The following is a 25,247-nucleotide window of genomic DNA, read 5'->3' on the forward strand; positions in this document are numbered from 1 at the left end:
CTTATACCCCTCTATACGATTTGATAAAACTTGTCTATTTCAGATTCTGTTCCATAAGAGTGCCCGCTTAAATTGACTGTTAACTGTTCTCTTAAAGCATCATCTTTCATTAATAAGCTAATTCCCTTTTCGATCCCATCCACGTTTAAATCTACGATGAGTCCCGTAACTCTATCTATAATTTGATCTTTTGCTGTAGTATAGTTTGTTACGACAATCGGTTTGTGCAGTATTTTTGCCTCGTCTATAGCAATTGCCTTACCTTCAAACCTTGATGGCTGTACATAAATATCAGCTACATCGAGCCAAGGATAGGGGTTCGCTTGTTGTCCAAGCAAAATGAAGTGTTCCTCTAGTTGATGAATTCTAATCAATCTTTCCAATTTGGTTCTTTCTTGCCCCTCGCCAATAATGTACCATTTCAGTTTCATTCCTTTTCTTACTAAACGGCTACAAGCCTCAATTGCCATATCTAGACCTTTTTGCGGATGCAAACGGCCAATGGTTAGTAACGTAAACATTTGCTTTTGTAACGGTATGGACTGACGTGACATTTCGTAAATGATTGTTGGTGACACAATGTTATGAATCACCTTTACTTTATATTTCAATGAAGGAAACTGTTCGATAAACACGCGTGCACATTCATGAGAGACTGTGACAATAGTGGACATTTCTTTAAAATAAGTATGATCGTATGTTGCATCCATACCCATTTCATTGTAATCAATATGTACCCACCCAATTTTCTGTTTCGCATTTACTTTCTCCACACAAAAATAGGTTGAAGATTTCTCTAAAAATCCGATCGCTGCATCGTACGTTTTGACTAGTTGTGGACATGCTTGTTTTAAATATTTCCAGGCATACTGTTCTTTTTGAGCTGTATTTCCTATTCTTCTATTAGCTAAAAAGTATAATAGACGGTTATACACGAGCTTCCATCTGCGTCTCTTGGCTAGAGCCCATATAGCTGAATGGACTGGTAAAGAGAAATGTTCAAAATCTACGGAGTGATTTAGCACAGACACTTGAGGAGGTAGAAACGATAGAAATACACCTTTTTTGGCAAAAAGAAAAACATCCACCTCATACTGGTCATAATCGATTTGTGATAGAAGATTGATCAAGCTTTTTTCTCCTCCACCTGCTGCTAAACTAGGGATAATAAATAATAGTTGTTTTTTCATTATCCTAGCAATTCCTTTAAAGAATGCACGGCTTCATACGAACGGTTTTGTATAATGGGGATGACTTTTAGCAATTGTTCTTTAATCTGGGCTTCTTGATCTACCATTTCACCAAAATATTGAATCAGTTTATTACTATTTGACACTTCCTCAATCGAAACTACAAATCTTTCACTATTGAATAAATCATAGGCGATACCTCTTGACTTCACACTATAGCCTAAAACGAGGGTCGGGACAAAACTGGAATAGGCTGCAATCGTTGCATGTGTTCTTGCGCCAATGAAAAAACGCATTTTTGCAATATACCCTTTATACTGTAATGCGTTTAAATCCGCTGGTAGCAATATGACTCTTCGTGAACTTTTATATTTTTGATAGTACTCTTGTAATAAATCATAATCATTATTCCCCTTTTGCATGACATGTGGTGTGAGCGCGATGACAGATTCGGTATTTTCTAAAATATATTCAATTAAATGAGAGACAGCTTGTTTACTACCTTGATTCTTGCTAACTAAAAGTGGACTGATATTTAAGCCAATCGTATCCCCATCTTTCCAACCAATGGGCAGGTCTACTTCTTCTTTCTCTAGTGTAAATGCAGGATCACCACAAAGTGTCACATGATGAATGCCTCTCTTTTTTAACATTTGGTACGTATATGTCTCTCGAGCCAAAATTAAATCAAATGTTTTGAGATCTGCTAGCTTTCTTGCCGACATATCTTCCTCTCCGATCGAACACCCCCATAATACTAATTTTTTCCCTTTCTTTTTGACCATTTTATCAACTTCATACCAACCGGGCTGTTCACCATAACAGTAATTATCTCCGCCAATTGAAAGACAAATGTCAGCCACATCAATTTGATTAATCGTTTTTTGTTGCGTTTTTTGCAAGGCGTATGTTTCGTCTTGAAAGAGTTTATTCCGAATCGCAGCCTTCCACCAATCTGTTGAATATTTTCTTATAATTGTTTCTGAACCATCAAAGATTCCATCTAGCTGTTGTATATGTTGATCTGTTTCAGGTTGATAAGAGGAAAGAAAAACAGCCACATCTTCCACTTTTTCTTTGAGCATAGTTGACGTTGATCGTACAATCGCCTCACAACCGCGATTCTCACTTCCTCCATGGGCAAACATCAGTATTTTCATGAATGAACCTCCCCTTTTTTTCTATTTCGCCACCTACTATATGCAGTTGCACTATATAAACCAAGAAGCGATTGATGCTTTATACACTTCATTAAGAAGCGGTCATATCTGCCGAGCATTCTTACCTTTTCTACCGGGTAGAGTCGTAAAGCTTCTTGAACAACTGGATGATGAATCATTGTTTGTACATATTGCCTTCTTTCTTTTTTACTTAATTCATTTGTAGGTAAAATATAGATGTGAATATAAGCTAACACTTGATGAAGCAGCTTCATAGCCTTTAGTGTCTTGATTTGAGGGCTACTCATTTCAATCCGATCTGGTATACTACGCTGATAAGAGCGTAACGCATGAGAAAAGTAATCTTTTTCTTGGAGATTTCTTGTCGCACTGCCTGCTACTTCACGATAATAATAACCAGGAAAATCGCTATAAATCGCTGAATTCGCACATAAAAAAAAGGACCAATTAAATTGTCCATCTTCCCCAAGCACCTCGTTTATCGGAAATTGCAGCCGAAGCTTATTCAATGTTTCTCTTCTATATAACTTGTTACACACACTATTAAAATCTTCTTTTTGTAACATGTGTGGAATGATAAACTCATGAATGTCCTTTTTATGTAATTTTACCCGCCTTGGAAAGGGATAGCTAATCACTCTTTGAATGCCATTGACCTCTTCAACTAAGTGAAATATAACGACCTCACTATCGAATTGATTAGCAAGCTGATATACGTGCTGATAAGTATTTTCTGTTATTGTATCATCAGCATCTATAAATCCGATGTATTCACCTTTAGCTATTTCAACCCCCTTATTCCTCGCATAGCTGACCCCGTGGTTTTCTTGATTCAAAAGTTTAATGCGATAATCTTTTTCTTGATAAGCTTCAATGAGTTGTTGACTGTGGTCACTAGACCCGTCATTGACGAAGATAAATTCACATTGTTGTAAACTTTGCGTAAGTAAAGATTGAATACATTCTTCCAAATAATCGGCTGCGTTATAAACGGGGATGACGACACTTACTTTCGGTTGTTCCAATGGCCCTATCCCCCTTTTTCATTCACAAATAGCATGTAATTTTTCGAGCTCGGCTTCATTACTAAAGTTCGTTCGTTGACAATTCTTGCTCAACCTCTCCCTTTCCTCGGGATGTTCATATAGCTGAATAATGCTTGAAGCTAATTCTTCTGGATTGTTGCCAGCGATATAACCATCCACTCCAACACGAATTTGGCTTGTTGCTGTAGGATAATTCATAAGTAGTACTGGCTTTGCTAGTATTTGCGCTTCACTTACTGTAACGGCTTTCCCTTCATAACGAGAGGGTTGAACATAGAGGTCACATGCCTTCATAAATGGATAAGGGTTGACCTTTTTACCAAGTAATATAAACTGACTTTCTAAATTACAAGCTTGAATGAGTTGTGTCAGTTCTTTTTCATCTCCACCAAAACCAATCACATACCACACAATGTCGTGATAACCTTTTTCTTTAACTATTTTCATTGCCTGTATGGCAATATCTATTCCTTTTGCTTTTGAGAGTCTAGCAACTGTAACAATAGTAAAACGATGATCTAAGAGAATAGGATTTTCGACTATTTCCTCAGACAATTCTTGTATAAATGTCGGCGATATCAGATTTTCCATCACCATCACCTTATTGACTAACTGTGGATAAACGGTAAGAAATGCTTCTCTACAAGCATCAGAAACTGCGATAATATGATCAAATAACCGCCAAACTTTTTCATCTTCATTCGTATCAATATGAAGAGAGGAAAAGTCAGTATGAATCCAAGCAATCTTCTTTTTAGCCTTTACTTTATAGGCTACAAAATGGTGGGGCCATAAATAACTAATAGCCACATCGTAAGTTTTATCCATTGTAGGAAGGAAGGGTGATGAATATTTACCGATTTGCTGCATCTGATAGTAACCCCACTCTTCATCACGTGCGTGCAGGCTTTTCCATTGTGTTTGCCATTTGGCTAGTAGTCTTACAGAAGCCAATAGCATATGCTTCTTTTGGATTGTTTCAATAATGGACTGACGAAATGTAGCCATACTTGAAAACTCTTGCAACAAATGCACTTGTTTAGGAAGCAGATGAAAAAAATCGCCTTGATGACGATATAATAATAGATCCACCTCATACTTTTCGTAGTTAAGTTGTTTCAATAATTGTAATAAACTTCTTTCTACCCCGCCAATTTCCATATCATATGTAGCAATGAATATTCGGCTCATGACCTCACTCCCGAAAACTTCTTACGTAAATTAGCTAATTTTTCTCCGCCAATCAATTTGACTATATTCCTTTTCACGATTCGTTTAACTAATACATGAGGAGGCAACCAACTCTGATAAAAATGATGCTTCGTTACTGTTTCATCTGATTGCAGGTCGCGACAATTAATATAATCATATGGGGAGAAAATTGTTTGCTCGAATATTACTCCCATTTCTTCTATCACTTGCTTTTGTCCGTTACATATAACCCCTTTTTTCTTCATTTCTTCTGTTATGGCGGCAACATTTGTCCATTCGTTAAAAGTCCCGTCATCATTGATAAAATGATTAGATTGATAGGATTCTAAAAAATACTGGATAAGCGGATGCCCCTTACTGGCACCAATCGTGCTTGTTGCAATATAATTGCCTTCTTCAAATCCCCAAAAGGATGGATAATGAAGGAAACGATCAAAAGATTGATAAACCTCGACATCTGTATCAAGATAAACCCCACCTTCTGTATACAAAGCATACATTCTAAAATAATCACTCACAAAAGCATATTTTTTCGCTTGATACGCTTCGTGTACATAAGCATTACATGTTACATCAACATTGCTTTCATCCCATTGTTTTAGCTCATAATGAGGGAGATGTTCTTCCCAGGACCTTATACACTGTTTCATTAACTCTGGCTTTTCCCCGCCACCAAACCAACAATAATGAATAATTCTTGGTATCTTCTCCATCATTTCAGCGCTCTCTTCCTTTTCTTAAAACTGAGTTATTTATTCTTTACTTCATAAATTCTTTGTTTAACTGTCTCCATCTGATCTTTTTCAATGCCTAACTCTCGCATTTCCTTAATAAGTATTTGCCATTGTCTATTTTGCTCCGTGATATAGACGCCTCTGATGACTTCTTCTATTTCAACACCGAGTACGAAAATAATTTTTTCAATGACTTGAATAGAAGGGTTTTGATGGACCTCCCTTTCAATATTACTAAGATATGACTTCGCTACGCCCGCTCGTTCGGCTAGTTCTGTTAATGTTAATCCTTTTTGTTTACGTAGTTTTGCAATATTTTTTCCTATCATTCTCTGCCACCTATCCTAATAAATATGGATGCAGATGAAGATTTGAGGTAATGGTTGTTTGAATACAGTGTATCACTCTGTTTTGTTGCTCAATTGTTAAATCAGATCCTGAAGGTAAACAAATTCCTTTTTCGAATATCATTTCCGATATAGCTTCGTGCTCGACATCATGTGGATAAAAACTATAACCTTGAAATAACGGTTGTAGATGTAATGGTTTCCATACTGGACGAGCCTCTATATTCTCATTCCTAAGAGCGAAAATTAGCTCCTCGACAGTTACACCAATTGTCTCACTATCAATCAATATAGTAGTTAGCCATCTATTGGAATAGGTTCCCGGAAGCTCAGGTAAAAATGAAATGCCTTCCAATCCTTGAAGCCCTTCTTCATAACGCTGAAAAATTTTCCGACGTGCATTTATTCTCTTTTCCAGATAGGTCAATTGGGCTCTACCAATACCGGCAGCGATATTACTCATACGATAATTAAACCCGATTTGGCTATGCTGGTAATGTAGTGCTGTATCTTTTGCCTGTGTGGCTAAAAACGAAGCATACTCCACACCTTCTTTATGATTGGAAACGAGCATCCCCCCTCCAGAAGTTGTAATGATTTTATTACCATTAAATGAGTAAATACCATAACTGCCGATTGTGCCGGTTGGCTTCTCCTTGTATGTAGAACCGAGAGATTCAGCAGCATCTTCAATTAAAGGCACACCATAACGTTGACAAATCATTAGCAATTCATCCATTTTGGCAGGTTGCCCATATAAATGAACGACAATTACCGCTTTTGGTAAATTTCCATTTGCACTCGCTTCCTTTAGAGCTCTTTCTAACGCATCAGGAGACATATTCCAAGTTTCGGGTTCTGAATCAATGAATACCGGTTTTGCCCCAATATAAAGAATAGGATTAGCCGTAGCTACAAATGTAAATGTAGAACAAAAAACGGTGTCTAGAGAGCTAATACCAAGTGCTAATAATGAAAGGTGAATGGCAGCAGTACCCGAGTTCACCGCTAAGCAAGATTGGACATTCACAAGTGTTGACATTTCTTGTTCGAACAAATCGATATGAGGACCGACGGGTGCCACCCAATTATCCGTAAATGCGGATTGTACATAATGAATTTCTTCACCAGTCAAATAGGGAGGCGATAAATAAATACGCTCAGTCAATGTCATCACTCCATTTCAATATTTTCTTTGCTTGTGCGGGTAATCCCACTGCCATTACTCGCTCTGGTATTGAATGAATCACTGTCGAGCCTGCCCCTATGACAGACCATTTTCCTAATGTTACTTGTGGAATGACAACAGAAGCAGAACCGAGATGCACCCCCTCTTCAACTTTTACTGATCCAGTTAAAGTTGAACGCGGGGAGATGTGCACATAATCACCAATTTCATTATCATGTTCAATCACTGCTCCTGTATTAATGATTGTATGATGACCAATCACCGCATCCGCATTAATAACCGTCTGCGGCATGATGACGGTTCCTTTACCAATTATTGCGCTCGGACTAATACAAGCAGAAGGATGGATACAAGTGGTATAGTATTCTATTGGTAAAGCTAGCCTTTCGAACATTTGCTTGCGGATTTTATTATTGCCTATAGAGATAACAAACCTAATATTAGGGTTGATTTTTAGGACATCATGTACATAATCAATCGGTGCTAAAAATACATTCCCTTTCATTTTTAATGAGCGATGCTTATCATCAAAAATACCAACCACTTTATTTTTTTGCATTGTAATAATGTCAAAGATTACTTTGCTATGCCCGCCATAACCAATTAATGCAATATCCATTTATGTCACTCTTTCATTTTTATTTGGCTTCCCTTAAACACTTCAGTTGTGGCAGCACCTGGCTGATTAATTCCTTCTGAACGGATGACCTTACTAATCGTAAGAAAAAGAATTTTTAAGTCTAGTAAAAAATGTTGATGATCGACATACCATACATCCATTTTTAATTTTTCTTCCCAACTAATCGCATTCCGGCCATTTACTTGTGCCCAGCCTGTGATTCCAGGTTTGACACAATGTCTTCTTGCTTGTTCTGGTGAATATAATGGTAAATAATCTATTAGTAACGGACGCGGTCCAACCAAACTCATTTCACCTTTTAAGACATTAAGCAGTTGTGGTAATTCATCCAAACTATATTTTCTTAACTTGCTACCGATTTTGGTCAATCTTTTCTCATCTGGTAACAGATGACCTTGCTCATTTGTTTCATCAGTCATTGTACAAAATTTATATAAGCGAAAGGATGATCCATTAAGTCCAGGTCTTTCTTGTCTGAAAAAAATGCACGATCCATTGATAAGCAAAACGGTAGATATAATTGCCATTACAGGTGCAAATAAAAGAAGCAGTATACATGCGCTAATAAAATCAAATAATCTTTTCATATCCTTCCTTTTCTTATACGGGATTCGACATCTTATTAAGAAAAAGAAAAATCCCCACTTTGCATTAAGTGCGGATTTTTCTTATCACTATATCCAGTGGGGTTATTTTTCTGCCAACGCCAGGCGTCTATACACATTTCCTCTAATCCTCTTTGAGCCTTCCAACCTAACCCCGTCGCTGCAGCTGTTGGATCAGCATAACTAATAGGGATATCACCCATACGGGCATCCGTAATGATATACGGTATATTCACATGATTTACTCTCTCAAAAGTTTGGACAATTTCTAAAACACTATAGCCTTTCCCTGTACCTAAATTATAAAAATTAAAACCGGTCACCTTTTTTAATTGTTCTAGTGCACAGATATGTCCCTCAGCTAAATCCATTACATGGATATAATCTCTTACTCCTGTACCATCTTTAGTAGAAAAACCATCGCCGAATATTTGTAATACCGGCCGTTTACCAATAGCTACTTGGGTAATATAAGGCATGAGGTTATTAGGGATACCTCGTGGATCTTCACCTAAATTTCCACTTGGATGGGCACCGATTGGATTAAAATAACGTAAGCATGTAATCGCCCACTCATTATCGGATTCATAAATATCTCTCAACATATCTTCGATTATTAGTTTTGTTCTGCCATATGGATTAGTGGCCGATAGATGAGCATTCTCCGCAATCGGTACCTGCTTTGGTCTACCATAAACAGTCGCTGAAGAGCTAAACACCAGTTTTTTTACGTTAAACTGTTTCATTACTTGCAATAAGTAAATCGTGGAAATGAGATTATTATCATAATAGGAAAGTGGATTAACTACTGATTCTCCAACTGCTTTATACCCGGCAAAATGAATCACTGCCTCGATTTCATTATCAGCAAAGACAGAATGAACTGCGTCTTTATCCTTTAAATCAATCGAATAGTACTTTACCTCTTTCTTCGTCATATGCTCAATCCGCTGCACCACTTTTTGATTACTGTTGGAAAAGTCATCAAGAATAATGACATCCATACCACGGTTTAATAAAGAGACACATGTGTGACTGCCAATATACCCTGCTCCACCGGTGACGAGAACACTCATTTTTTCTCCCCTCTTTCTCTCGTTATCCTAACCAATCACTTTGGTACTGAATATTTAAACTAATGACTGTTTCATAAAAATAATAGAAAAAATATAGCACAAGGATACAATAATAAATAAAGCGTTGATCCTTTGGTTGAAATAATTTGACTATCCAAGCAACAAGAATCAATTGATAAAGACTAAAATAGATAGAAAATCGCGCAAAAATCCAGTTTTGTGTAGAAATAATCATAAATACTAAACCAACTAGTGCCATATTCACAATAAAATCACTTTTAGGAAAGATAGTCCTTAACTTCTCTCGCCCAAGATAAGCAATGAATAAAGGGGTTGCTTCCACAGCCACGCGTAAAATATTGGCTCCTCCTTCTTGGAATTCTGCATATTGCCCATATTGTGTATCTTCTATCGCTGAAAAAAGGAGTGTCGAAAACTCATTAAAGCCGACAACAATAAGAACGGCTATCAGAAGTAATATCAACGTCGCTTTCGACCAGGCCTTATAACGTACAAAAAAGTAAATAGGTAATAAAATGAGCGCACTTTGATGAATTGAAGAAGCAAGGATAACAAATAAAAAGTACACAGGCCAATTCCCATTTATAAGGAACTTTGTTGCCGCAAATACTATCGCCGCTGCTAAGCATTGGCGAATACCATTCATCGTAACTAAAAATAAACCACCAGTTATATAAATATAAATACTCAACTCAAATAATCTTGCATAGTGTGCGAGAACAAATACTATTAAACTGTTCGTCAATAACGAGACAACGAAAATTAACACTTGCGGGTCATCAGTATAAAACTTCAGAACCATTTGTAATAATCCGAAGCCAATATCCTTTCCCTCAACTATTGTTGCCCAGCTAAAATCATTGACTTCATATGCATGCATATAAAAAAAAGTGTCGCCAATATTGGTTCTTGCCCCTGAAACAGCAATAAGAATGAAAGCAACAAAAGTAATCATCAGTTTATTAGGATAAACAGTCTGGACTGAATCCCCTACAAGTACAGGTCTAGAAAAGTATCTAGCTATTAAAGCAACACTAAAACTTGCGAATAAACACATCCAAAAAACAGTCATGATTACTGCTCACTTCCCATGACATTCCTCTTTCGTTGCTCATAGCGTACATAAAATGAAAGTAGATACCCAAATGGTAGCGCAACAAGTGTCATACCTTTTAAAGGTGACTCTTTAATAAAGTGTTTCTTTCGACTTAATAAACAACTAGAAACGTAATGTATACATTCTCTTAATTTTTCTTTCAATGATGGAGCATGGATCATTGCTGTTTGACGAAAGAATGCAAATCCTTTCGGGTTTTTATAGTATTGATTAAGCATATTTAAACTCGATCCGTCTGGTAAATATTCGACATGGCATAATACTTCATTCAGAAGTAATAACGGTTTTAACTGATCAATAAAAATATACTTATAGCTTAATGGGCAATACTTTTCTCCTGAGAAAATAGGATAAGCAGGGGTCGTTTTTGTCAATGCTGTTCGATAGACAAGCTTCTTATCACCCTTCACTTTATGAACACCATACAATTCCCCTAGAGTACAAGTAGACAAATCAGCGGGTAATTCGGTCCCTATGATATCCCCATTTTGATAGGCATCAAGCCCGACAATTCCAGCTACCTCCTCACTACCAAATTGGTTCCAATAAGTAATGATTTTCTGTACCGCATCCACTGGCATATAATCATCAGAATCAATGCACACATTCAATTCTGTTTCGATTAACTCATAGGCTGTATTATGTGCCCCATGCATACCTGAATTTTCCTGGTAATGGTAGTGAATAGAAATGATTCCCTCTTCTATCCACCCTTGAACCAATGACCTTGTTCCATCATTCGAACCATCATCAATGATTAACCACACAAAAGATTGACATGTTTGTTTTTTAAAACTTTCATAGCCTAAATGTAGGGTGTAAGCACGGTTATAGGTAGGGGTAAAGATTGTTAATATAGGTTTCATCTTATCTCGTCCCGCTTGCATGATTTGTAGTATCGTTATATTCGTTATAAAAGGTAGATAACCACTGACTCGTGGTCTCGATATCATAACCAGCTACTTTTAACTCCGTAGAGGTATCCTTATGTTGGTTATCTAATTGCAACAGTTTATCTGCCCACTCAGAAGCCTTTCTAGATAAGCTCATAAATGTTACCCTATTCGTCAGATTCACTTCTGCCGTTATCGTATCAGAGACAAGGCAACTGAGACCTGCAGCCTGTGCTTCAATTAAAACTACAGGTAAACCTTCAAAATGAGAAGGGAATAAAAAGACGTCCAAGGATTGCAAAAGCGAAGGAATATCTTCTCTAACACCTAAAAATTTCACTTGTTGTTCTAGCCCTAGCTTGTGAACTTTTTTCTTTATTTGTGGCATTAAGTCACCATCTCCAGCAAAAATTAAAACAGCGTCTTTTCTTTTATCAGATATAGATTGGAAAATATCTATGATGAAATCATGATTTTTCTGATAATTAAAGCGCCCAATATGACCAATTACAAAAGAATCATCCACGCCCAATTCTCTTCTTATCCGCTTTCGCTCTGGCAAATGATAAAGATATTGACTCACATTTACTGCGTTAGGTAAAACGGTTACCTTGTTCTTAGATGATGTAAACAACCATTCCCCAGCACGTTCAGAACATGCAAAATAATAATTAGGATAATCCTTCATGCATGACCTTGCATACTTGCGAAACGGCCATTTAAAATCTATATGTAAATCGCTCAAATGGCTATGTGCAATCCGACACGGCACTCCAGCATCATATGCTGCACGCATAACAAAACTACTGTTTTCGTTTAAATGAGCATGTACAATTCGATAATATGGGTGTTCGGCAAAAAAGGTGTCCAATTGTTTAAAGTATTTTTGGTAATTGCCTGGGCGAATGGATGGCATATGAAATATACGACCACCTAGCCTCTTAATTTCCTTGTCATAATGACCTTCTTCCTGCCGATGGACAATGAAGTCAAATTGAATGCCAACATGCCTAAGCCGACGATAATAATTCATTAACATGGTCTCTAACCCACCACGATTCATAATCGTTACCACTTGCAACACTCTTAATTCCATTATGACCTACTCCCCCAGCGCTTTTTTCTTAATTTATCAATCATCATAAGCATATAGTAGACACTGCTAGCTGAACGTGAACGGGCACAAACAAAAAATACCCTCCAAACGAATGGAAAGTAGTTGAGATCCAACGTTTTAAAAGCCTCTCTAACAATAGGTTCACTTAATATGTTATCTATTTCATTGATTTTTTCTCGTACCGTTAGTTGGCTTTTAGAAGCAAGGATATTTAAGCCTAAACCAATCATATTTAAGCAAATACGATTATTTAAAGCTGATTGAGCATGGCGACTGAATGAATATTCCTTTATGCAATGATTCATTTCATCATAAAGTTGCTGCCAAAGCTGAAATAAATCCGATTTATATTCACTCGTTTGTGAATGTTCATTTTCCTTCCAGTAATGATATAAAGGCCGATCGACATAGACAAAAGAGTCAGCTAGGCTCATCACTTTCATATTGAAAAGGGTATCCTCATTTGATCCAATATGATGTAAATCTGTAAAAAAGATAGGTTGTTTTGTTAATAAATTTGTACGGTATAGCTTTGACCAAACGGTTCCCATAGCATCAAGCATACTAGGATCAGATACTTCTTCCTTAATTGGACCTACTAATCGCCTGACAATTTGTTCTTTATAGGCTTGACCTCTATAGGTTTTTTCTTTCAAGTGATGGAAGTATCTTTCCTTAGAAAAGTGTTGATACGCTCGTGTGTATCGACACATAGCGATATCTGCCTGCTCTCGTTGAAGCGCTTCATATAATGCCTCATACATCTCTTGGTGAACCCAGTCATCAGGATCGACAAAACCAATATACTCTCCTTCCGCGTGCTTTAGTCCAAAATTACGGGCTTGGGAGACACCTTTATTCTCCTGGTAGAAGACCTTCAGCCTTTTATCCTTCTCTTGATATTTTGAAAGAATGTCCCCCGTTTGATCGGTTGAACCATCATTGACGGCAATAATTTCAATTTTTTTAAATGTTTGTGTGAGTAAACTATGTAGACATCTTTCAATATACATTTCCATATTATATATAGGCACGATAATGCTGATGATTGCTTTCATCTTTCTTCTCCTGCGTGTATTTAGCGTAAAGGATCATTAATTCTTCCATGACGACTTCAGTTGAATACTTGCTAACAAGTTGCCTATTTGCTTTAGCGAACCTCTCTCTCTCTTGTTCAGAAAGTATAAGACTTTCCATTTTTTCGGCGAAACGATGCACATCAGTCGCTGCTATCAGATATCCATTATGCCTGTCCCTGATCAATTCATGATGCCCTCGATTCATAGTAGCTACAATGGGTAGGCCACAAGCCATAGCTTCCAAAATATTCACTGGGAGGCCCTCCCTTAAACTAGAAGCCACAGCCACATCACTCATTTGTAACCATTCCTTCACTTCATTTGTAAAGCCGAGAAATACTACCTGACGATCAATTCCAAGCTCAGTAGCAAGTCTTTGACAATCTGATAACAGCGGTCCTTCTCCTGCTAATAGTAATTGGCTAGATGGGTGTTGTTTCGCTATTTTCTTAAACGCTTGTAGTAAAAGCCTTTGGTTTTTGTTTCGATTAAACTCTGCTGCATAAAAAAATAAAAAAGCCTCTTTTTCAATTAGATGCTTTTCTCTTAGTTTTTCCTTTATTTCCTTATCAATTGGCTGATATTGTGCCACATTGACGCCTACTCCATGGATAAAAGCTATTTCCTTCGCTTTCAATGCCTTAGTGGCTAAGGCATAATCTTCTTGATTAATCGTAATTAAACAATCCGTTTTCCGCGCCAAGGTTTTTTCAATAGGATAATAGATAAGCCAATTAAGTAGTGGTGCACCTTTGCAAAAATGAAATCCATGGGCAGTATAAAATAGTAATGGCTTCTTCTTCAAACTAAAAGTTGCCAATCTACCAAGTAATCCACCAGTGGGTGTATGGCAATGAACAATATCGTATTGATGAATCTCCATTAAGCTTTTCAACTGCTTGTACGCATATAGATTGGCTTTTTTCAACGGATGTCTTTCAATTGGGAGGCGATGCTGTTTGGATACAAAAGGTAAGGTTAAGTCACCTTTAGCCGCTATATGTATTTCCCAACCTTGTTCGTATAGTTGTCGCATAAAGGGGAGATGAAATGCCTTGAAATGATAGTCGACTGTGGCAACTAATAGCAGTTTTTTTGCCGTCATTTGATTGGATATCTTTCTGTTATCGTTTGTAGAAAACCTAACAGCTCCTCTTGTAAATCCTTACGTTTTAAAGCAAATTCAATGGATGTTTGAATATAACCAAGTCTCTCACCAACATCATAGCGCTCTCCTTGAAATTCGAATGCAAATATCGGTTCACTATGATTCAAAGTGGCTAACGCATCTGTTAGTTGAATTTCATTCCCCCTCCCTGGCTCTTGATATGAAAGAATATCAAAAATACTCGGTGGTAGGATGTATCGCCCCATGATTGCTAAATTAGATGGTGCTTGATTAAGGTCTGGCTTTTCAATTAAAGAACGAACCGTATGAAGTCTTTCCGTCACTATTTCACCATCAATGATGCCATATCTTGATACTTCTTCGTCTTTCACTTTTTTCACCCCAAGAATCGTACCTTTATGCTCTTCATACTGTTCTATCATTTGAGCTATGCATGGCGTAAATCCTTCAATAATATCGTCACCTAACAAGACCGCAAACGGCTCATCGCCAATAAACTTCCGTGCACACCATATGGCATGCCCTAACCCAAGCGGTTCTTTTTGTCTGATATAATGAAGGTTGGCCAGTTGAGATGACTTTTTCACTTCTGATAGTAATTCAAATTTACCTTTGCTCATTAAATTTTGTTCTAGTTCAAAAGAATAATCAAAGTGATCCTCTATTGCCCTTTTCCCTTTACCTGTAACAATAATAATATCTTCAATACCAGCAGCAACTGCTTCTTCTACAATGTATTGAATTGCCGGTTTATCGACAAGTGGTAGCATTTCTTTTGGCATTGCTTTTGTTGCAGGAAGAAATCTAGTTCCTAAACCGGCAGCTGGAATAATCGCTTTTCTTACTTGCCTCATACTTACTCACTCCTTCTTCCTTAAGATAGTGATAACATATTAGCAACTTCCTGCTTTTTCTCTGGCGTTTCTTTTCGGTTTGCAAGGGTTAACAATCGTTCTCTTAATTCCTCTTTACTCATCACAGGATATAAATCAATTAAACTTTCAATCTCTTCAATATAAAGGGTGGCGCTTTTCCCAATATAAATATGTGGGTGAATTTGCTGATCGTCCATTTCTTCCTTATTCAATAGTTCTTCAAATAACTTCTCCCCTTGGCGAATACCGGTGAATTTAATACTTATTTCCTGAGTTGTATAGCCGGAAAGTTTAATTAAATTTTTTGCTAAATCATATATTCTTACCGGTTTACCCATATCTAAAATAAATATCTCACCACCTAATGCTAGTGCACCTGCCTGTAGCACAAGCCTTGACGCCTCAGGAATGGTCATAAAATATCTCACCATATCAGGGTGCGTGACAGTAATTGGTCCCCCTTTTTCGATTTGCTTTTTAAAAAGGGGAATAACACTCCCTCTACTACCTAATACATTGCCAAACCTTACCGCAACAAAACGAGTTGTACTTACTTTATTCATTTGTTGAACAAGCATTTCTGCAAGACGCTTCGATGAGCCCATTACACTTGTTGGATTTACTGCTTTATCTGTTGACACCATTACAAATACATTGACTTGTGACTGATGAGCTGCCTCTGCCATATTCCTTGTACCAATTATATTATTTTTTACTGCTTCCTCTGGATGTTCTTCCATTAATGGTACATGCTTGTGGGCGGCTGCATGATAAACAACTGCCGGTTGATATTTTTTCATGACTTGAATCATGCGTTCTTTATCTTGAATATCAGCAATAACAGGAATCAGTTCGCTATCACTTTTCATATCTACCAGTTCTAATAATATGGAATAAATGCTGTTTTCTCCATGACCGAGAAGAATCAAACGCTTCGGTGAAAAATTTAAAATCTGTCGACAAATCTCTGAACCAATTGAACCACCTGCACCAGAGACAAGTACCGTTTGATTGGCAATATACTCCGAAATACTATTGTCCTCTAAGAGAATCGGCTCTCTTCCGAGTAAATCTTCCACCTTTACATCTCGTATATGATTGACTTTTACTTCTCCCATGACAATATCTTCAATAAAGGGTAGTGTTTGTGTCTTACTATTCGTTTTGGTACATTCATTAAAAATGATTTCGAGCTCTTCTTTTTTAAGTGAAGGGATAGCAATGATTAAATGCTCTATACCCATTTCCTGAACAATCTCTCTTAATTGTTCTACCTTCCCTAAAACCTTTAAGCCTGCTAAATACAAGCCTTGCTTCCTATAGTCATCATCAATAAATCCGACTGGAATTAATTGATCATGTCCTTGCATCAATTGTTTGGCAAGCATTCCTCCTGCTGAACCAGCACCAATAATTAATGTTTTTTTCTTATTAATAGCTAGCTCTTGCATTTGTTCTCGATAGACTCTTACGCCATATCTCGAACTTGTTAATATAATGAGCAACACTAAACTATAAATGATTGTAAATTGTGGAAGAAACGCTTTTAATAACATGTAGTATGTAATCATTGTTAAACAGACTGTCGTTCCTACAAGCCTGAGAATAATGAGAAATTCTCGAATACTAGCATAGGACCATAATTGCTCATAGAATTGCTCTTTATAAGCAAAGATATAATAAAATAGAAGTGATAAACTATAAATTATAATAGCTTGATTGTATGAGATAGAAGTTGGGAGTAATAGATACGTAAATATAAAAGAACTCAATAGTAATACTGCATCCATCAATAACGAAAATATAAGCTTTAGTCTGTATGACACAGTATCATCCCTCCCTTGCTTCAGGATTTCAAATGACTTATACCATCAGTAAATGATTAGAACTAATACAATTCTCAACTCATGTAAAGACATTTAATCTAAAAGTAAAACAGGGCATCTAACCCCCCCTCTCACCACACTCTTGACGACAGGGCGTCTAAGGTTTCTTTCAACCCACAGCATGACCGAGTATCTCTCTTAGATAAAGGCAAGGAGACATCACCTTAAATATTCTTTATAACGAACAATCATAAAAAAATTAATGGCTTCCATTCAAGATGGTGCCAATAATGTTCGACTTTGCATATTGTAGTGTTTTTTTAGCATTGTAGACATGTTCTGCTTTTGTTTGCCCTTGTTTTACGACGAGTATCACACCATCACTAACATTCGCTAACACCTTTGTATCAGTAACATCTAATAAACAAGGGGAATCAATTAAAATTACATCATATAATGGGCTAACTTTAGCTATGAGCTTCTTCATGACACTAGAACCAAGTAGTTCTGAGGGATTGGATGGAATCTTCCCACTAGGCAATAGTTTTAGGCCAGGAATTTGCGTAGAAATAGTCACTTCTTCCTGTATTGCATCGCCTTTCAATACATCTGTTAAACCAGGCTCTTGAGCTGCCATAAACATTTGATGCAATGCTGGATTTCTTAAATTAGCATCAATCAAGAGTACTTTCTCTTTTTGGTTCGCAATTGATACAGCAATATTGCCTATCATTGTCGTTTTACCTTCATAACGATCTGGTGAAGTAATAAGCAAGACCATATGCTTTTTCTCACCATTGATAAATTGGATATTTGTTCTTATCGTGCGGAATTGTTCAGAAATGATAGAATGAGGGTACAAATAAGTGACTAAGTTTCGTCCCTTATTGCTCGTACCGATTTTCCATTTCCGCATATTGACCATTAGTCTTCCTCCTTTCTTTCATTGTTTGTTTTTGTTTCTTTTGTTTCAAATTTTTTGTATGTATGATTGAAACAGTACCAATTGTTGGCACATCGATTAATCTCTCAAGCTGGCTTTCTGACTTTACAGAATCATTTAATGAGTCTAATAGAAAAATAAAGCCTATTCCCGCAACTAAACCTAATACCCCTGCAATTACTATTATATTCAGCCCATTACTTTCATTAATAGGGGTCGGGTTTGTTCTTGCCTCCGACAAAATGCTGACTTCATCAAAATCCATAATTGTCGGGATTTTTTCAATAAACACTTTTGCTGTAGTATTAGCAATTAAAGCGGCTCTTTCTGGATGTGAATCAACTACGGTTATATTCACCACCTGCGTATCATCAACACTCGTAACAGCAATCTTATTCGCTAATTGATCACTTGTTTCCGCTAATCTCAATTCTTTAATTACTTCCTCTAACACCACTGTGTCTCTAATGATGACCTGTAGAGTATTTCGATACCCTACTTCTGCCCCAATAATAATATTCGTATCACTTTGATAGAGTAGCGTTGGTTTATTTAATAAGTGATAAATAAAAGCAATCCCACAAGCAAGCAACGTAAAAAGAAGCACCAGCCAAAACCTTTTCTTAATGACTTTAAATAGTTCAGGTAATTGTATTTCTTTAGCCTCAGGTTCATTCAAATATCTGTTCATTTGTAATCCACCTTTTGTATTTTCTTTATAAAGAACAAAAAGAGTAAAAAAATAGAATTAGATTAGATTTATTTCATTTTAGTTCTTTATAAAGAACAAGTCAACAAGTTTTCTTTCTTGCATTTTGTAGTATTTGCCGTTTCCTATTTAGCCATAGAAAAGGTTTTATCACATAATAGAGTGGGAACCATTTTTTCGGTAACGGGAATGCTTGATAATCTTCGGACAAAGGATAGAACCATTGCAAATAATGAATGAACTTCTGCTTCAAAGTAAATAAACTACGTAAATATTGCGCATGATAATGAGCAATTTCCTTTGGTACATGATGATCATGTAACGAAACCAATTGGTGAAAATAAAACGATGCCCCTCTTGCTAATTTTATTGATGCGCGCTTATCCATGCATGTTGATTTTACATTTGAATTAAATAGTTTCACTGATAATAATAATGCCTGCCCAGCGATTTTATCGTATTGGTATTGGGTTAAATGATGTGACCAGTCCTTATCATTCACAAAACTTCCCTGTAACAAGATCTGATGAATGTCGAACAGCCACCTTAACCTTGACCAACCGTGCCTAGCACCGTGAGTACTTAAGAAATAGAATAAATCTTTTTCACCTAAATAAGGAAAGCTAATTTGACTACTCCATTGGCTTTCTCTTCTTCTCTCCCATAACTCGGTAAAATGGGGCTCTGTGCTTGGTGCAGGGTGAAGGCGCCAGTGAACTTCTACCTTCGTTCGATGTTGCTTATGAAAATAGGTAAAGTGGTGATGTCGCCATTTCCAATCATCCATCACCGATTCAATATATTCATCTTTTTCATAACCTTGTAGGAGCATTAATTGTTCTGCTTGTTCAATACGTTCAATCGGCACCAGCAAATCAATATCAGCACAAGTACGCAAAGACAGATCACCGTAAAGCTCTTTAGCTAGTATCGGACCTTTGAGAAAAAGAAGCGGTAGAGATGCTTGTTGAAACTGCAAATAGAGTGTGTGCATTTCCGCAGTCAAATGCAGCATACGATAGATATTCTGCTCATAATCTTTCTTTATTTTTGTAAATATATATGCTGGCATCTTATCAGCTACCCTTTGTTCATTTATTGCATGATATATTTGCGGGAATATTCGATGATGCTTTACTGCTAGCAGGAACTGATCCCAATCTACCTTGGTACATAATGAAAGTACTAATTGCTTTTCATTTTTCATCAATGATACGATCAGCTGCATTTCTAAAGGTAAATTTTGATTATCCAATGACGTTCTTACCATCTCTCCTTCTCCTTTTTCGGTATACATGCAAACATACTAACAATTGTAAACTTATCTTTTTCATGCGCCCCGCTCAGAAAGAAAGTACCACTTCTTAACCATGCATGAGCGACAAACTCACCGTAATCATCCCTTGCAGTCCCTAAATATAAAGTACTTTCTATTCCTCTTCTTTCAAGCATTTTCATACAAGCAACAGCCTTCACTAAGCATTCACTCTCCCAAAACGTATACCGACTCATATGATGTACTGCTTCAGAAATTTGTTGAATAGGATTCTCTCTATGAAGGTCCTGTGTTTGTTCTGTCTCTTTCATATGCTTACCTAATAGATGTGAAACTTTAGAAAATGGTAACTGCTTATAGATTCTTGCATAAGCTAGATAAATTAGGGCCTCTATTAATAATTGTTTTTTCTCCCAGGGAAGAGCAAGAAAATGTTTAAGTTTATGAAAAATTATGCTATTCATGTTGATGTACTTCAATAAGCCCTTCTTTTAAAAGCTGATCAAGAAAGGAAAACACCTCTTCTTCACACTTGATTTGCTCCACTTCGTATTCTGCTTGCATTTGCACAATGAGAGAAGAGATTAACACGCCTTCTTGCATCTTTCCCCAGATTTCACCACCAATGACACCTAAATTATAATACTTACCGTTTTCAATATTCAGCATCACTTTCTCACCGTTCATATCGCTTACCATATTTCCACCTACTTGTTTCACGATATCATTGATTGACAATGGCTTCTTTGTTATCATTCTGCTCCTCCTCAAACAAGTTATGAATCGTATCTGCCAGCTCATATGCTGAAAATAAGTTCGACCGCTCGATCGCATACATAGGAATTTGACTAGCAATCTTAACCGATAAGTCAAAATGCCAAGCTAATAGTCCTAACCGCCCGATCATAAAAGGACGATATGTATGAGCATCCAAAACTTCAATTTTTTGTAACCCATTTAAAGGGTGTATTTCTTTTGGCCTTTCATTCACCTGATGTAGGACGAAAATACCTGCAAGTGGAACCGAGTGATGTGTGAATACATTCTGTACAGGTATCGCATATTTATTTTCTCTATCAAAAAGAGGATGATAACTTGTAACTGATAAACCTAACTTTATAATACTTTCATCCCATAGTTTTTGTTGTGGGTAGCTCGGTACTACATAGGCTGTGCCGTTTACTAATTGAATAGGTATGACATCATCACTTAATAACGACCATCCTTTAAGAATAAGCGTCGAAGCTAGTGTCGACTTTCCTGCCCCTGAATCTCCGACAATTAAATAGGCTTTGCCATCCTTCATTACTGCACTTCCATGAAGGGGTAATATCCGCCTTTGCATTAACAGTACACCCATACACGATCCTAATATAAACAAACGGACCTTATCTATTGAACTACTAGGATGAGGGTCAAAATAAATACTCCTGCCCCCCTCAATATAGAAAGTTGCCGTTTCATTAACTGTAAATAGAACGGATTGATCTGTTAATACTTTAAATTTTCTTTTCTCTCCATAATTATCCCATATAGATGATAAATCTCTTTGTTTAATACTAATCATCTCAATAGGATTAGAGGGCTCAGATTCTTCGCTAGCAACAAGTTCTTTAAATGGAATATCACTTAATACATATAAACCGAATGCCCGATATTTATGTGTCTTCTTATCCAAAACGATCCTCCTTTCTTAGAAAAGCGCCAGACACCACTGCCTATAAGCGTAAAAGAAAGGACTCTGCCTATCCTGTTTTTTTAAGCTATACCTAAGAGCAATAGCGTCCAAATTTAGCGCACGAAATGTCAATTAAACTTATTATCTCTCCAACTCTTTTCTAAGAAGCCCTTATACATAAGCACAAGGGCCGGTTCCTTTAATGTGCTTACGAATGATGAATGGTTTCATCTTCATCTGGTTGGACAGCATCCGGGATTTTTAATCCTGGTCCTCCCATTGTTCTTTTTATTTCAAGTTCTTGCAAAATGGGTGTTTGCCAAATTTTTGTCACTTGTTTCACCTCCTTTAATAAGAAAACGGTAAAGAATGAGTGTCCGCATCGCTATGCGAAAATCATCATCAAACACCTGGTTTGCTTGTGGGTGCTGAATACGCTTTAGATGGTCCCGGATGACTGACACATCGATAAAGTGCTGAATGCGCTGATCGTTTAGTGCTTTTTCCATTTCATTTAGAAAAGACGACCAATTTGGTAGGAGACGCAGCAGCCCATCTGCACCTTGCACACCCTTACTTTTCACATTTAATCGGTTAAGATTCGGTAAATATCCTTTTGTTGCTCTACGAATAAAGGCACGATTGAATCCATTTTTCACAAATTGATCCTCCGGAAGCGATAAACAAAAACGGACCACTCGTAAATCATCTGTAGGATCTCTAGGAATTACTCCATATTTCAAGGCCATTTTTGCGCCATATACCCCTGTTGTATGCCAATAATAGAGGTCATTGAATTGTTTTTCTCTCACTTGATATGCATTAGTTAGCCCGTTCCCCGCTTGGTCAATGCCGTTATCTCTTAATTTTTCATACACCTTTGTTTGCCTTGCAAATGCAGGATGAATAAATTGTGGAAAGGGATGCCCCCGATTCACATGGGATGCTCTTATTTTTTTATTTATAATAGTCGACCAAACTTTTTTTCGATCAACACCTAAAGCGATACTATAGGAATTAGTCTCTTTTAAAAAATGTAATAATCGATACTTTTTAAGAAGACTTGCATAGTAATCAAGCGCTGGACCCCAAGAAATGGTCCAATTGCCACGTTGGCCATTGAGGAGAATACCTATATCCAAAGCTGATGCTTGTTCGTAAATCCCTCGTAACCAATACGTATTATCGAAATATTTATAAGGTGATTCAATCACATTCAACCACTCATCCATTTCTGTATAAGCATTACGGTCAGAGAAAGATAAGAAATGCGGAACGAGAGTAGGGTATAGCTTAAGCATCTCTTCAATCCATGGTCTTTCGTTCGCTTGTCTACTTTTGGGTGTCCAATCTTCAAACTTGGGAATAGGGATGTAACTGAAAGTATGTAACGGTTCCCCTTGTAATGATTTGGCCGCAAATGCAGTGACTGTACCTGAATCCAACCCCCCACTTAAATGAGCACCTTTTCCCTTAAATGTTCTTAATTTTGAATCAACTACTTTTTGAAATAATTCTTGAAATGCTTCAATATATTGTTCATCATTCTTTAGTTTAAGCGGTTCTCTTTCTTCTAGTAGGTGACAGTATTGTTTAATCTGCATATGATGTTTCGTTATCGTGATTGAGTGTGAAGGTGGTATTTGATAAATAGATTGATAGACCGTTGAGGTTAAATCTACTGATTCTATCGTTAATGGATTAGCAAGATATTCAGCGATCCAGTTCTCATTATATGTATCTTCTACTTCTGGTAAAGTCAGTAGTGCACCCATAGTTGATGCGAATGAGAAGAACAAAGCATTTTTAGTAAAATATAATGTTCTCGTGCCTGAGAAATCTCTAGCTCCAAACCATGTTTGTTTCTTGTCATTCCAAATCATAAATACAAAATCACCGACTAAAAACCTAGGACAATCTTCTTCCCATTTTTCATAGGCATATAAAATCAGTTGACTATCGGTAATCATACATCTCTCATACTTCCGAATATTTAATAGCTGGTATAAATCTTCGCGATTATCAATAATACTATTGCATATAATAGCTAACCCTTTTTCCCGATTATAATAGGGAATTTCCTCACCCCTAGATTGTGGTGTAATCCAATTTAAAGAACAACTTAAGAATAGGCGGCGCTCTCTTATTGTTTGCACTTGATCATAACGGAACCCTTGAAACTGTTGCAACATCCTATCCCCGTAATGAACGGGAATTTCCCACTCATTGAAGCTCCATATACCAGCAATTGCTGTCATGCGCTACCTCCCTCTTTTTTAGTTCTTTATAAAGAACATATAAGTACTTTTAAACTAACATCATACAAATCAACTGTCAATATTGTTTTTGATACAAATGGCTTATTTTTTTAAAATTTTAGTTATTTTGTTTATTGCTAAAATGAGCCTGCCTTTCATTCTCGTGAAGTAAAAAAAGTCTGGTTGAAATGTAAAAAATTTTACAATTATACCAGACTTACTCTATTCCACTTTTACTGTTCATCATCCCAAATAGCAAATGCCCATTCAGGATTATCAATGAAGGGATTGCGGTTATTTTGAAATTCTTCATAGATGAATTGATTTCTACGTTGTTCATTCTCATCTACAGGGTCCTCTTTATGCCACTTTAACAAAACGGATAATTTTCCATGCAAAGGCGTGCGTCCATTATTGACTCTATCGTTCAATTCTAAATCTAACTCGCCATCATCTCCCTCATAACGTACCGCCATATAGAAAAGCATTCTGGCAATATCACCCTTCACTTCATCACGAGGTTCAAAAGAATCATGATCATAATAATTACCCTTTGCTTCCTGATGTTCTTTTCCACCATTATCAAAATCTAAGTTTCCTCTAGAAGCATTTACACTTACATCCGTCGGCCTTAAATGATGCAGGTCTGTTCCTACACCTGGATCAGTATCAAATCCACCATGGGATTTTGCCCAAATATGTTCACGGTTCCAGTCATCTGCATCTGAACCTTTTAAGTCCTTGTCTTGCGATCTTCCACTATAGAATAAAATTACATTGTCTCTATTTTGTGGATCTTCATCTGTCACCATTAACGCTTCCCATACCTCACGATAAGTCAGTTCATTATGATCATCTATAATCTCATGAAGTGCTGCTTTTAATTCATCTCCCGTTTTCCCTTCTGCCTCTTTATAATAGTCACTATCAACCTGATAATCATTTGTTTGTCTTCCCTCTGTAAATGGGGATTCCCCTTCTGGCGTACAACTAACTAACAAGCTCAATAAAACTAATAATGGGATAAAAGAACGTATGCCCATTGTTTCCTCTCCTTCATAAAGTACTTAAAAGAATATTATCTATGAAAAATAAATATTTGAACA

Annotated in this window: 26 protein-coding genes; all 26 read right to left on the reverse strand. The window is 36.8% G+C overall.

Going from position 1 to position 25,247, the window contains the following annotated elements; translation table 11 throughout:
• Positions 1-11: 11 nt before the first annotated feature.
• Positions 12-1,190 (reverse strand): glycosyltransferase, encoded by a 1,179-nt coding sequence (locus MKY26_RS12760; protein ID WP_307318100.1) that lies wholly within the window; start codon positions 1,188-1,190, stop codon positions 12-14.
• Positions 1,190-2,350 carry a polysaccharide pyruvyl transferase family protein gene (locus MKY26_RS12765; protein WP_341097834.1) on the reverse strand — a complete coding sequence of 387 codons (1,161 nt, stop codon included), beginning with the start codon at positions 2,348-2,350 and terminating at the stop codon, positions 1,190-1,192. Before MKY26_RS12765 ends, MKY26_RS12760 begins: the two co-directional genes overlap by 1 nt.
• Positions 2,347-3,396 carry a glycosyltransferase family 2 protein gene (locus MKY26_RS12770; protein ID WP_341097838.1) on the reverse strand — a complete coding sequence of 350 codons (1,050 nt, stop codon included), beginning with the start codon at positions 3,394-3,396 and terminating at the stop codon, positions 2,347-2,349. The genes MKY26_RS12765 and MKY26_RS12770 overlap by 4 nt, the downstream gene beginning before the upstream one ends.
• 18 nt (positions 3,397-3,414) lie before the next feature.
• Positions 3,415-4,608, reverse strand: a complete 1,194-nt coding sequence (locus MKY26_RS12775) for a glycosyltransferase (RefSeq protein ID WP_341097842.1) — start codon at positions 4,606-4,608, stop codon at positions 3,415-3,417.
• Positions 4,605-5,345: a glycosyltransferase family 32 protein gene (locus MKY26_RS12780; protein WP_340976196.1), complete on the reverse strand. Its 741-nt coding sequence runs from the start codon at positions 5,343-5,345 to the stop codon at positions 4,605-4,607. The genes MKY26_RS12775 and MKY26_RS12780 overlap by 4 nt, the downstream gene beginning before the upstream one ends.
• Positions 5,346-5,377: 32 nt before the next feature.
• On the reverse strand, positions 5,378-5,692 hold the full coding sequence (locus tag MKY26_RS12785) for a helix-turn-helix domain-containing protein (RefSeq protein WP_095372106.1): 315 nt from the start codon (positions 5,690-5,692) through the stop codon (positions 5,378-5,380).
• A gap of 10 nt (positions 5,693-5,702) precedes the next feature.
• Entirely contained in the window at positions 5,703-6,884 is a 1,182-nt protein-coding gene (locus tag MKY26_RS12790) for a DegT/DnrJ/EryC1/StrS family aminotransferase (protein ID WP_341097846.1), read from the reverse strand.
• The gene (locus MKY26_RS12795) at positions 6,871-7,518 is read right to left on the reverse strand and encodes an acetyltransferase (protein WP_328197430.1); all 648 of its coding nucleotides are present in this window, start codon (positions 7,516-7,518) and stop codon (positions 6,871-6,873) included. The genes MKY26_RS12790 and MKY26_RS12795 overlap by 14 nt, the downstream gene beginning before the upstream one ends.
• A 5-nt stretch (positions 7,519-7,523) precedes the next feature.
• Entirely contained in the window at positions 7,524-8,126 is a 603-nt protein-coding gene (locus tag MKY26_RS12800) for a sugar transferase (protein WP_095372104.1), read from the reverse strand.
• A 35-nt stretch (positions 8,127-8,161) separates the two neighbouring features.
• On the reverse strand, positions 8,162-9,220 hold the full coding sequence (gene galE, locus MKY26_RS12805) for a UDP-glucose 4-epimerase GalE (RefSeq protein ID WP_307318112.1): 1,059 nt from the start codon (positions 9,218-9,220) through the stop codon (positions 8,162-8,164).
• Positions 9,221-9,242: 22 nt separating this feature from the next.
• Positions 9,243-10,313 (reverse strand): EpsG family protein, encoded by a 1,071-nt coding sequence (locus MKY26_RS12810; protein WP_307318113.1) that lies wholly within the window; start codon positions 10,311-10,313, stop codon positions 9,243-9,245.
• 2 nt (positions 10,314-10,315) lie between these two features.
• Positions 10,316-11,224: a glycosyltransferase family 2 protein gene (locus tag MKY26_RS12815; protein ID WP_341097847.1), complete on the reverse strand. Its 909-nt coding sequence runs from the start codon at positions 11,222-11,224 to the stop codon at positions 10,316-10,318.
• Position 11,225: 1 nt separating this feature from the next.
• Entirely contained in the window at positions 11,226-12,347 is a 1,122-nt protein-coding gene (locus tag MKY26_RS12820; RefSeq protein ID WP_307318117.1) for a glycosyltransferase family 1 protein, read from the reverse strand.
• Positions 12,347-13,426: a glycosyltransferase family 2 protein gene (locus MKY26_RS12825; protein WP_341097849.1), complete on the reverse strand. Its 1,080-nt coding sequence runs from the start codon at positions 13,424-13,426 to the stop codon at positions 12,347-12,349. The genes MKY26_RS12820 and MKY26_RS12825 overlap by 1 nt, the downstream gene beginning before the upstream one ends.
• Positions 13,389-14,552 carry a glycosyltransferase family 4 protein gene (locus MKY26_RS12830; RefSeq protein WP_328197420.1) on the reverse strand — a complete coding sequence of 388 codons (1,164 nt, stop codon included), beginning with the start codon at positions 14,550-14,552 and terminating at the stop codon, positions 13,389-13,391. The genes MKY26_RS12825 and MKY26_RS12830 overlap by 38 nt, the downstream gene beginning before the upstream one ends.
• Positions 14,549-15,430 carry a UTP--glucose-1-phosphate uridylyltransferase GalU gene (gene galU / locus MKY26_RS12835; RefSeq protein WP_251163335.1) on the reverse strand — a complete coding sequence of 294 codons (882 nt, stop codon included), beginning with the start codon at positions 15,428-15,430 and terminating at the stop codon, positions 14,549-14,551. Before galU ends, MKY26_RS12830 begins: the two co-directional genes overlap by 4 nt.
• A 20-nt stretch (positions 15,431-15,450) precedes the next feature.
• The gene (locus MKY26_RS12840) at positions 15,451-17,277 is read right to left on the reverse strand and encodes a polysaccharide biosynthesis protein (RefSeq protein WP_341057203.1); all 1,827 of its coding nucleotides are present in this window, start codon (positions 17,275-17,277) and stop codon (positions 15,451-15,453) included.
• Between the two features lie 259 nt (positions 17,278-17,536).
• Positions 17,537-18,202, reverse strand: a complete 666-nt coding sequence (locus MKY26_RS12845) for a CpsD/CapB family tyrosine-protein kinase (protein WP_095372095.1) — start codon at positions 18,200-18,202, stop codon at positions 17,537-17,539.
• Positions 18,162-18,911, reverse strand: a complete 750-nt coding sequence (locus tag MKY26_RS12850; protein ID WP_095372094.1) for a YveK family protein — start codon at positions 18,909-18,911, stop codon at positions 18,162-18,164. Before MKY26_RS12850 ends, MKY26_RS12845 begins: the two co-directional genes overlap by 41 nt.
• 100 nt (positions 18,912-19,011) lie before the next feature.
• Positions 19,012-20,199, reverse strand: a complete 1,188-nt coding sequence (locus MKY26_RS12855; RefSeq protein WP_307318127.1) for a nucleotidyltransferase domain-containing protein — start codon at positions 20,197-20,199, stop codon at positions 19,012-19,014.
• Positions 20,193-20,669: a lasso peptide biosynthesis B2 protein gene (locus MKY26_RS12860; RefSeq protein ID WP_307318129.1), complete on the reverse strand. Its 477-nt coding sequence runs from the start codon at positions 20,667-20,669 to the stop codon at positions 20,193-20,195. Before MKY26_RS12860 ends, MKY26_RS12855 begins: the two co-directional genes overlap by 7 nt.
• On the reverse strand, positions 20,662-20,961 hold the full coding sequence (locus tag MKY26_RS12865; RefSeq protein ID WP_341097850.1) for a lasso peptide biosynthesis PqqD family chaperone: 300 nt from the start codon (positions 20,959-20,961) through the stop codon (positions 20,662-20,664). The genes MKY26_RS12860 and MKY26_RS12865 overlap by 8 nt, the downstream gene beginning before the upstream one ends.
• Positions 20,930-21,883 carry an aldolase gene (locus MKY26_RS12870; protein WP_341051907.1) on the reverse strand — a complete coding sequence of 318 codons (954 nt, stop codon included), beginning with the start codon at positions 21,881-21,883 and terminating at the stop codon, positions 20,930-20,932. The genes MKY26_RS12865 and MKY26_RS12870 overlap by 32 nt, the downstream gene beginning before the upstream one ends.
• 208 nt (positions 21,884-22,091) lie before the next feature.
• Positions 22,092-22,217 carry a paeninodin family lasso peptide gene (locus MKY26_RS12875; RefSeq protein WP_224937966.1) on the reverse strand — a complete coding sequence of 42 codons (126 nt, stop codon included), beginning with the start codon at positions 22,215-22,217 and terminating at the stop codon, positions 22,092-22,094.
• Positions 22,177-24,141: an asparagine synthetase B family protein gene (locus MKY26_RS12880; protein WP_341097851.1), complete on the reverse strand. Its 1,965-nt coding sequence runs from the start codon at positions 24,139-24,141 to the stop codon at positions 22,177-22,179. Before MKY26_RS12880 ends, MKY26_RS12875 begins: the two co-directional genes overlap by 41 nt.
• 233 nt (positions 24,142-24,374) lie before the next feature.
• Positions 24,375-25,184 carry an endonuclease I family protein gene (locus MKY26_RS12885; RefSeq protein WP_340976234.1) on the reverse strand — a complete coding sequence of 270 codons (810 nt, stop codon included), beginning with the start codon at positions 25,182-25,184 and terminating at the stop codon, positions 24,375-24,377.
• Positions 25,185-25,247 lie beyond the last annotated feature (63 nt).

The organism is Cytobacillus sp. FSL R7-0680, assembly GCF_038009245.1.
GTDB classification, from domain to species: domain Bacteria; phylum Bacillota; class Bacilli; order Bacillales; family Cytobacillaceae; genus Cytobacillus; species Cytobacillus kochii.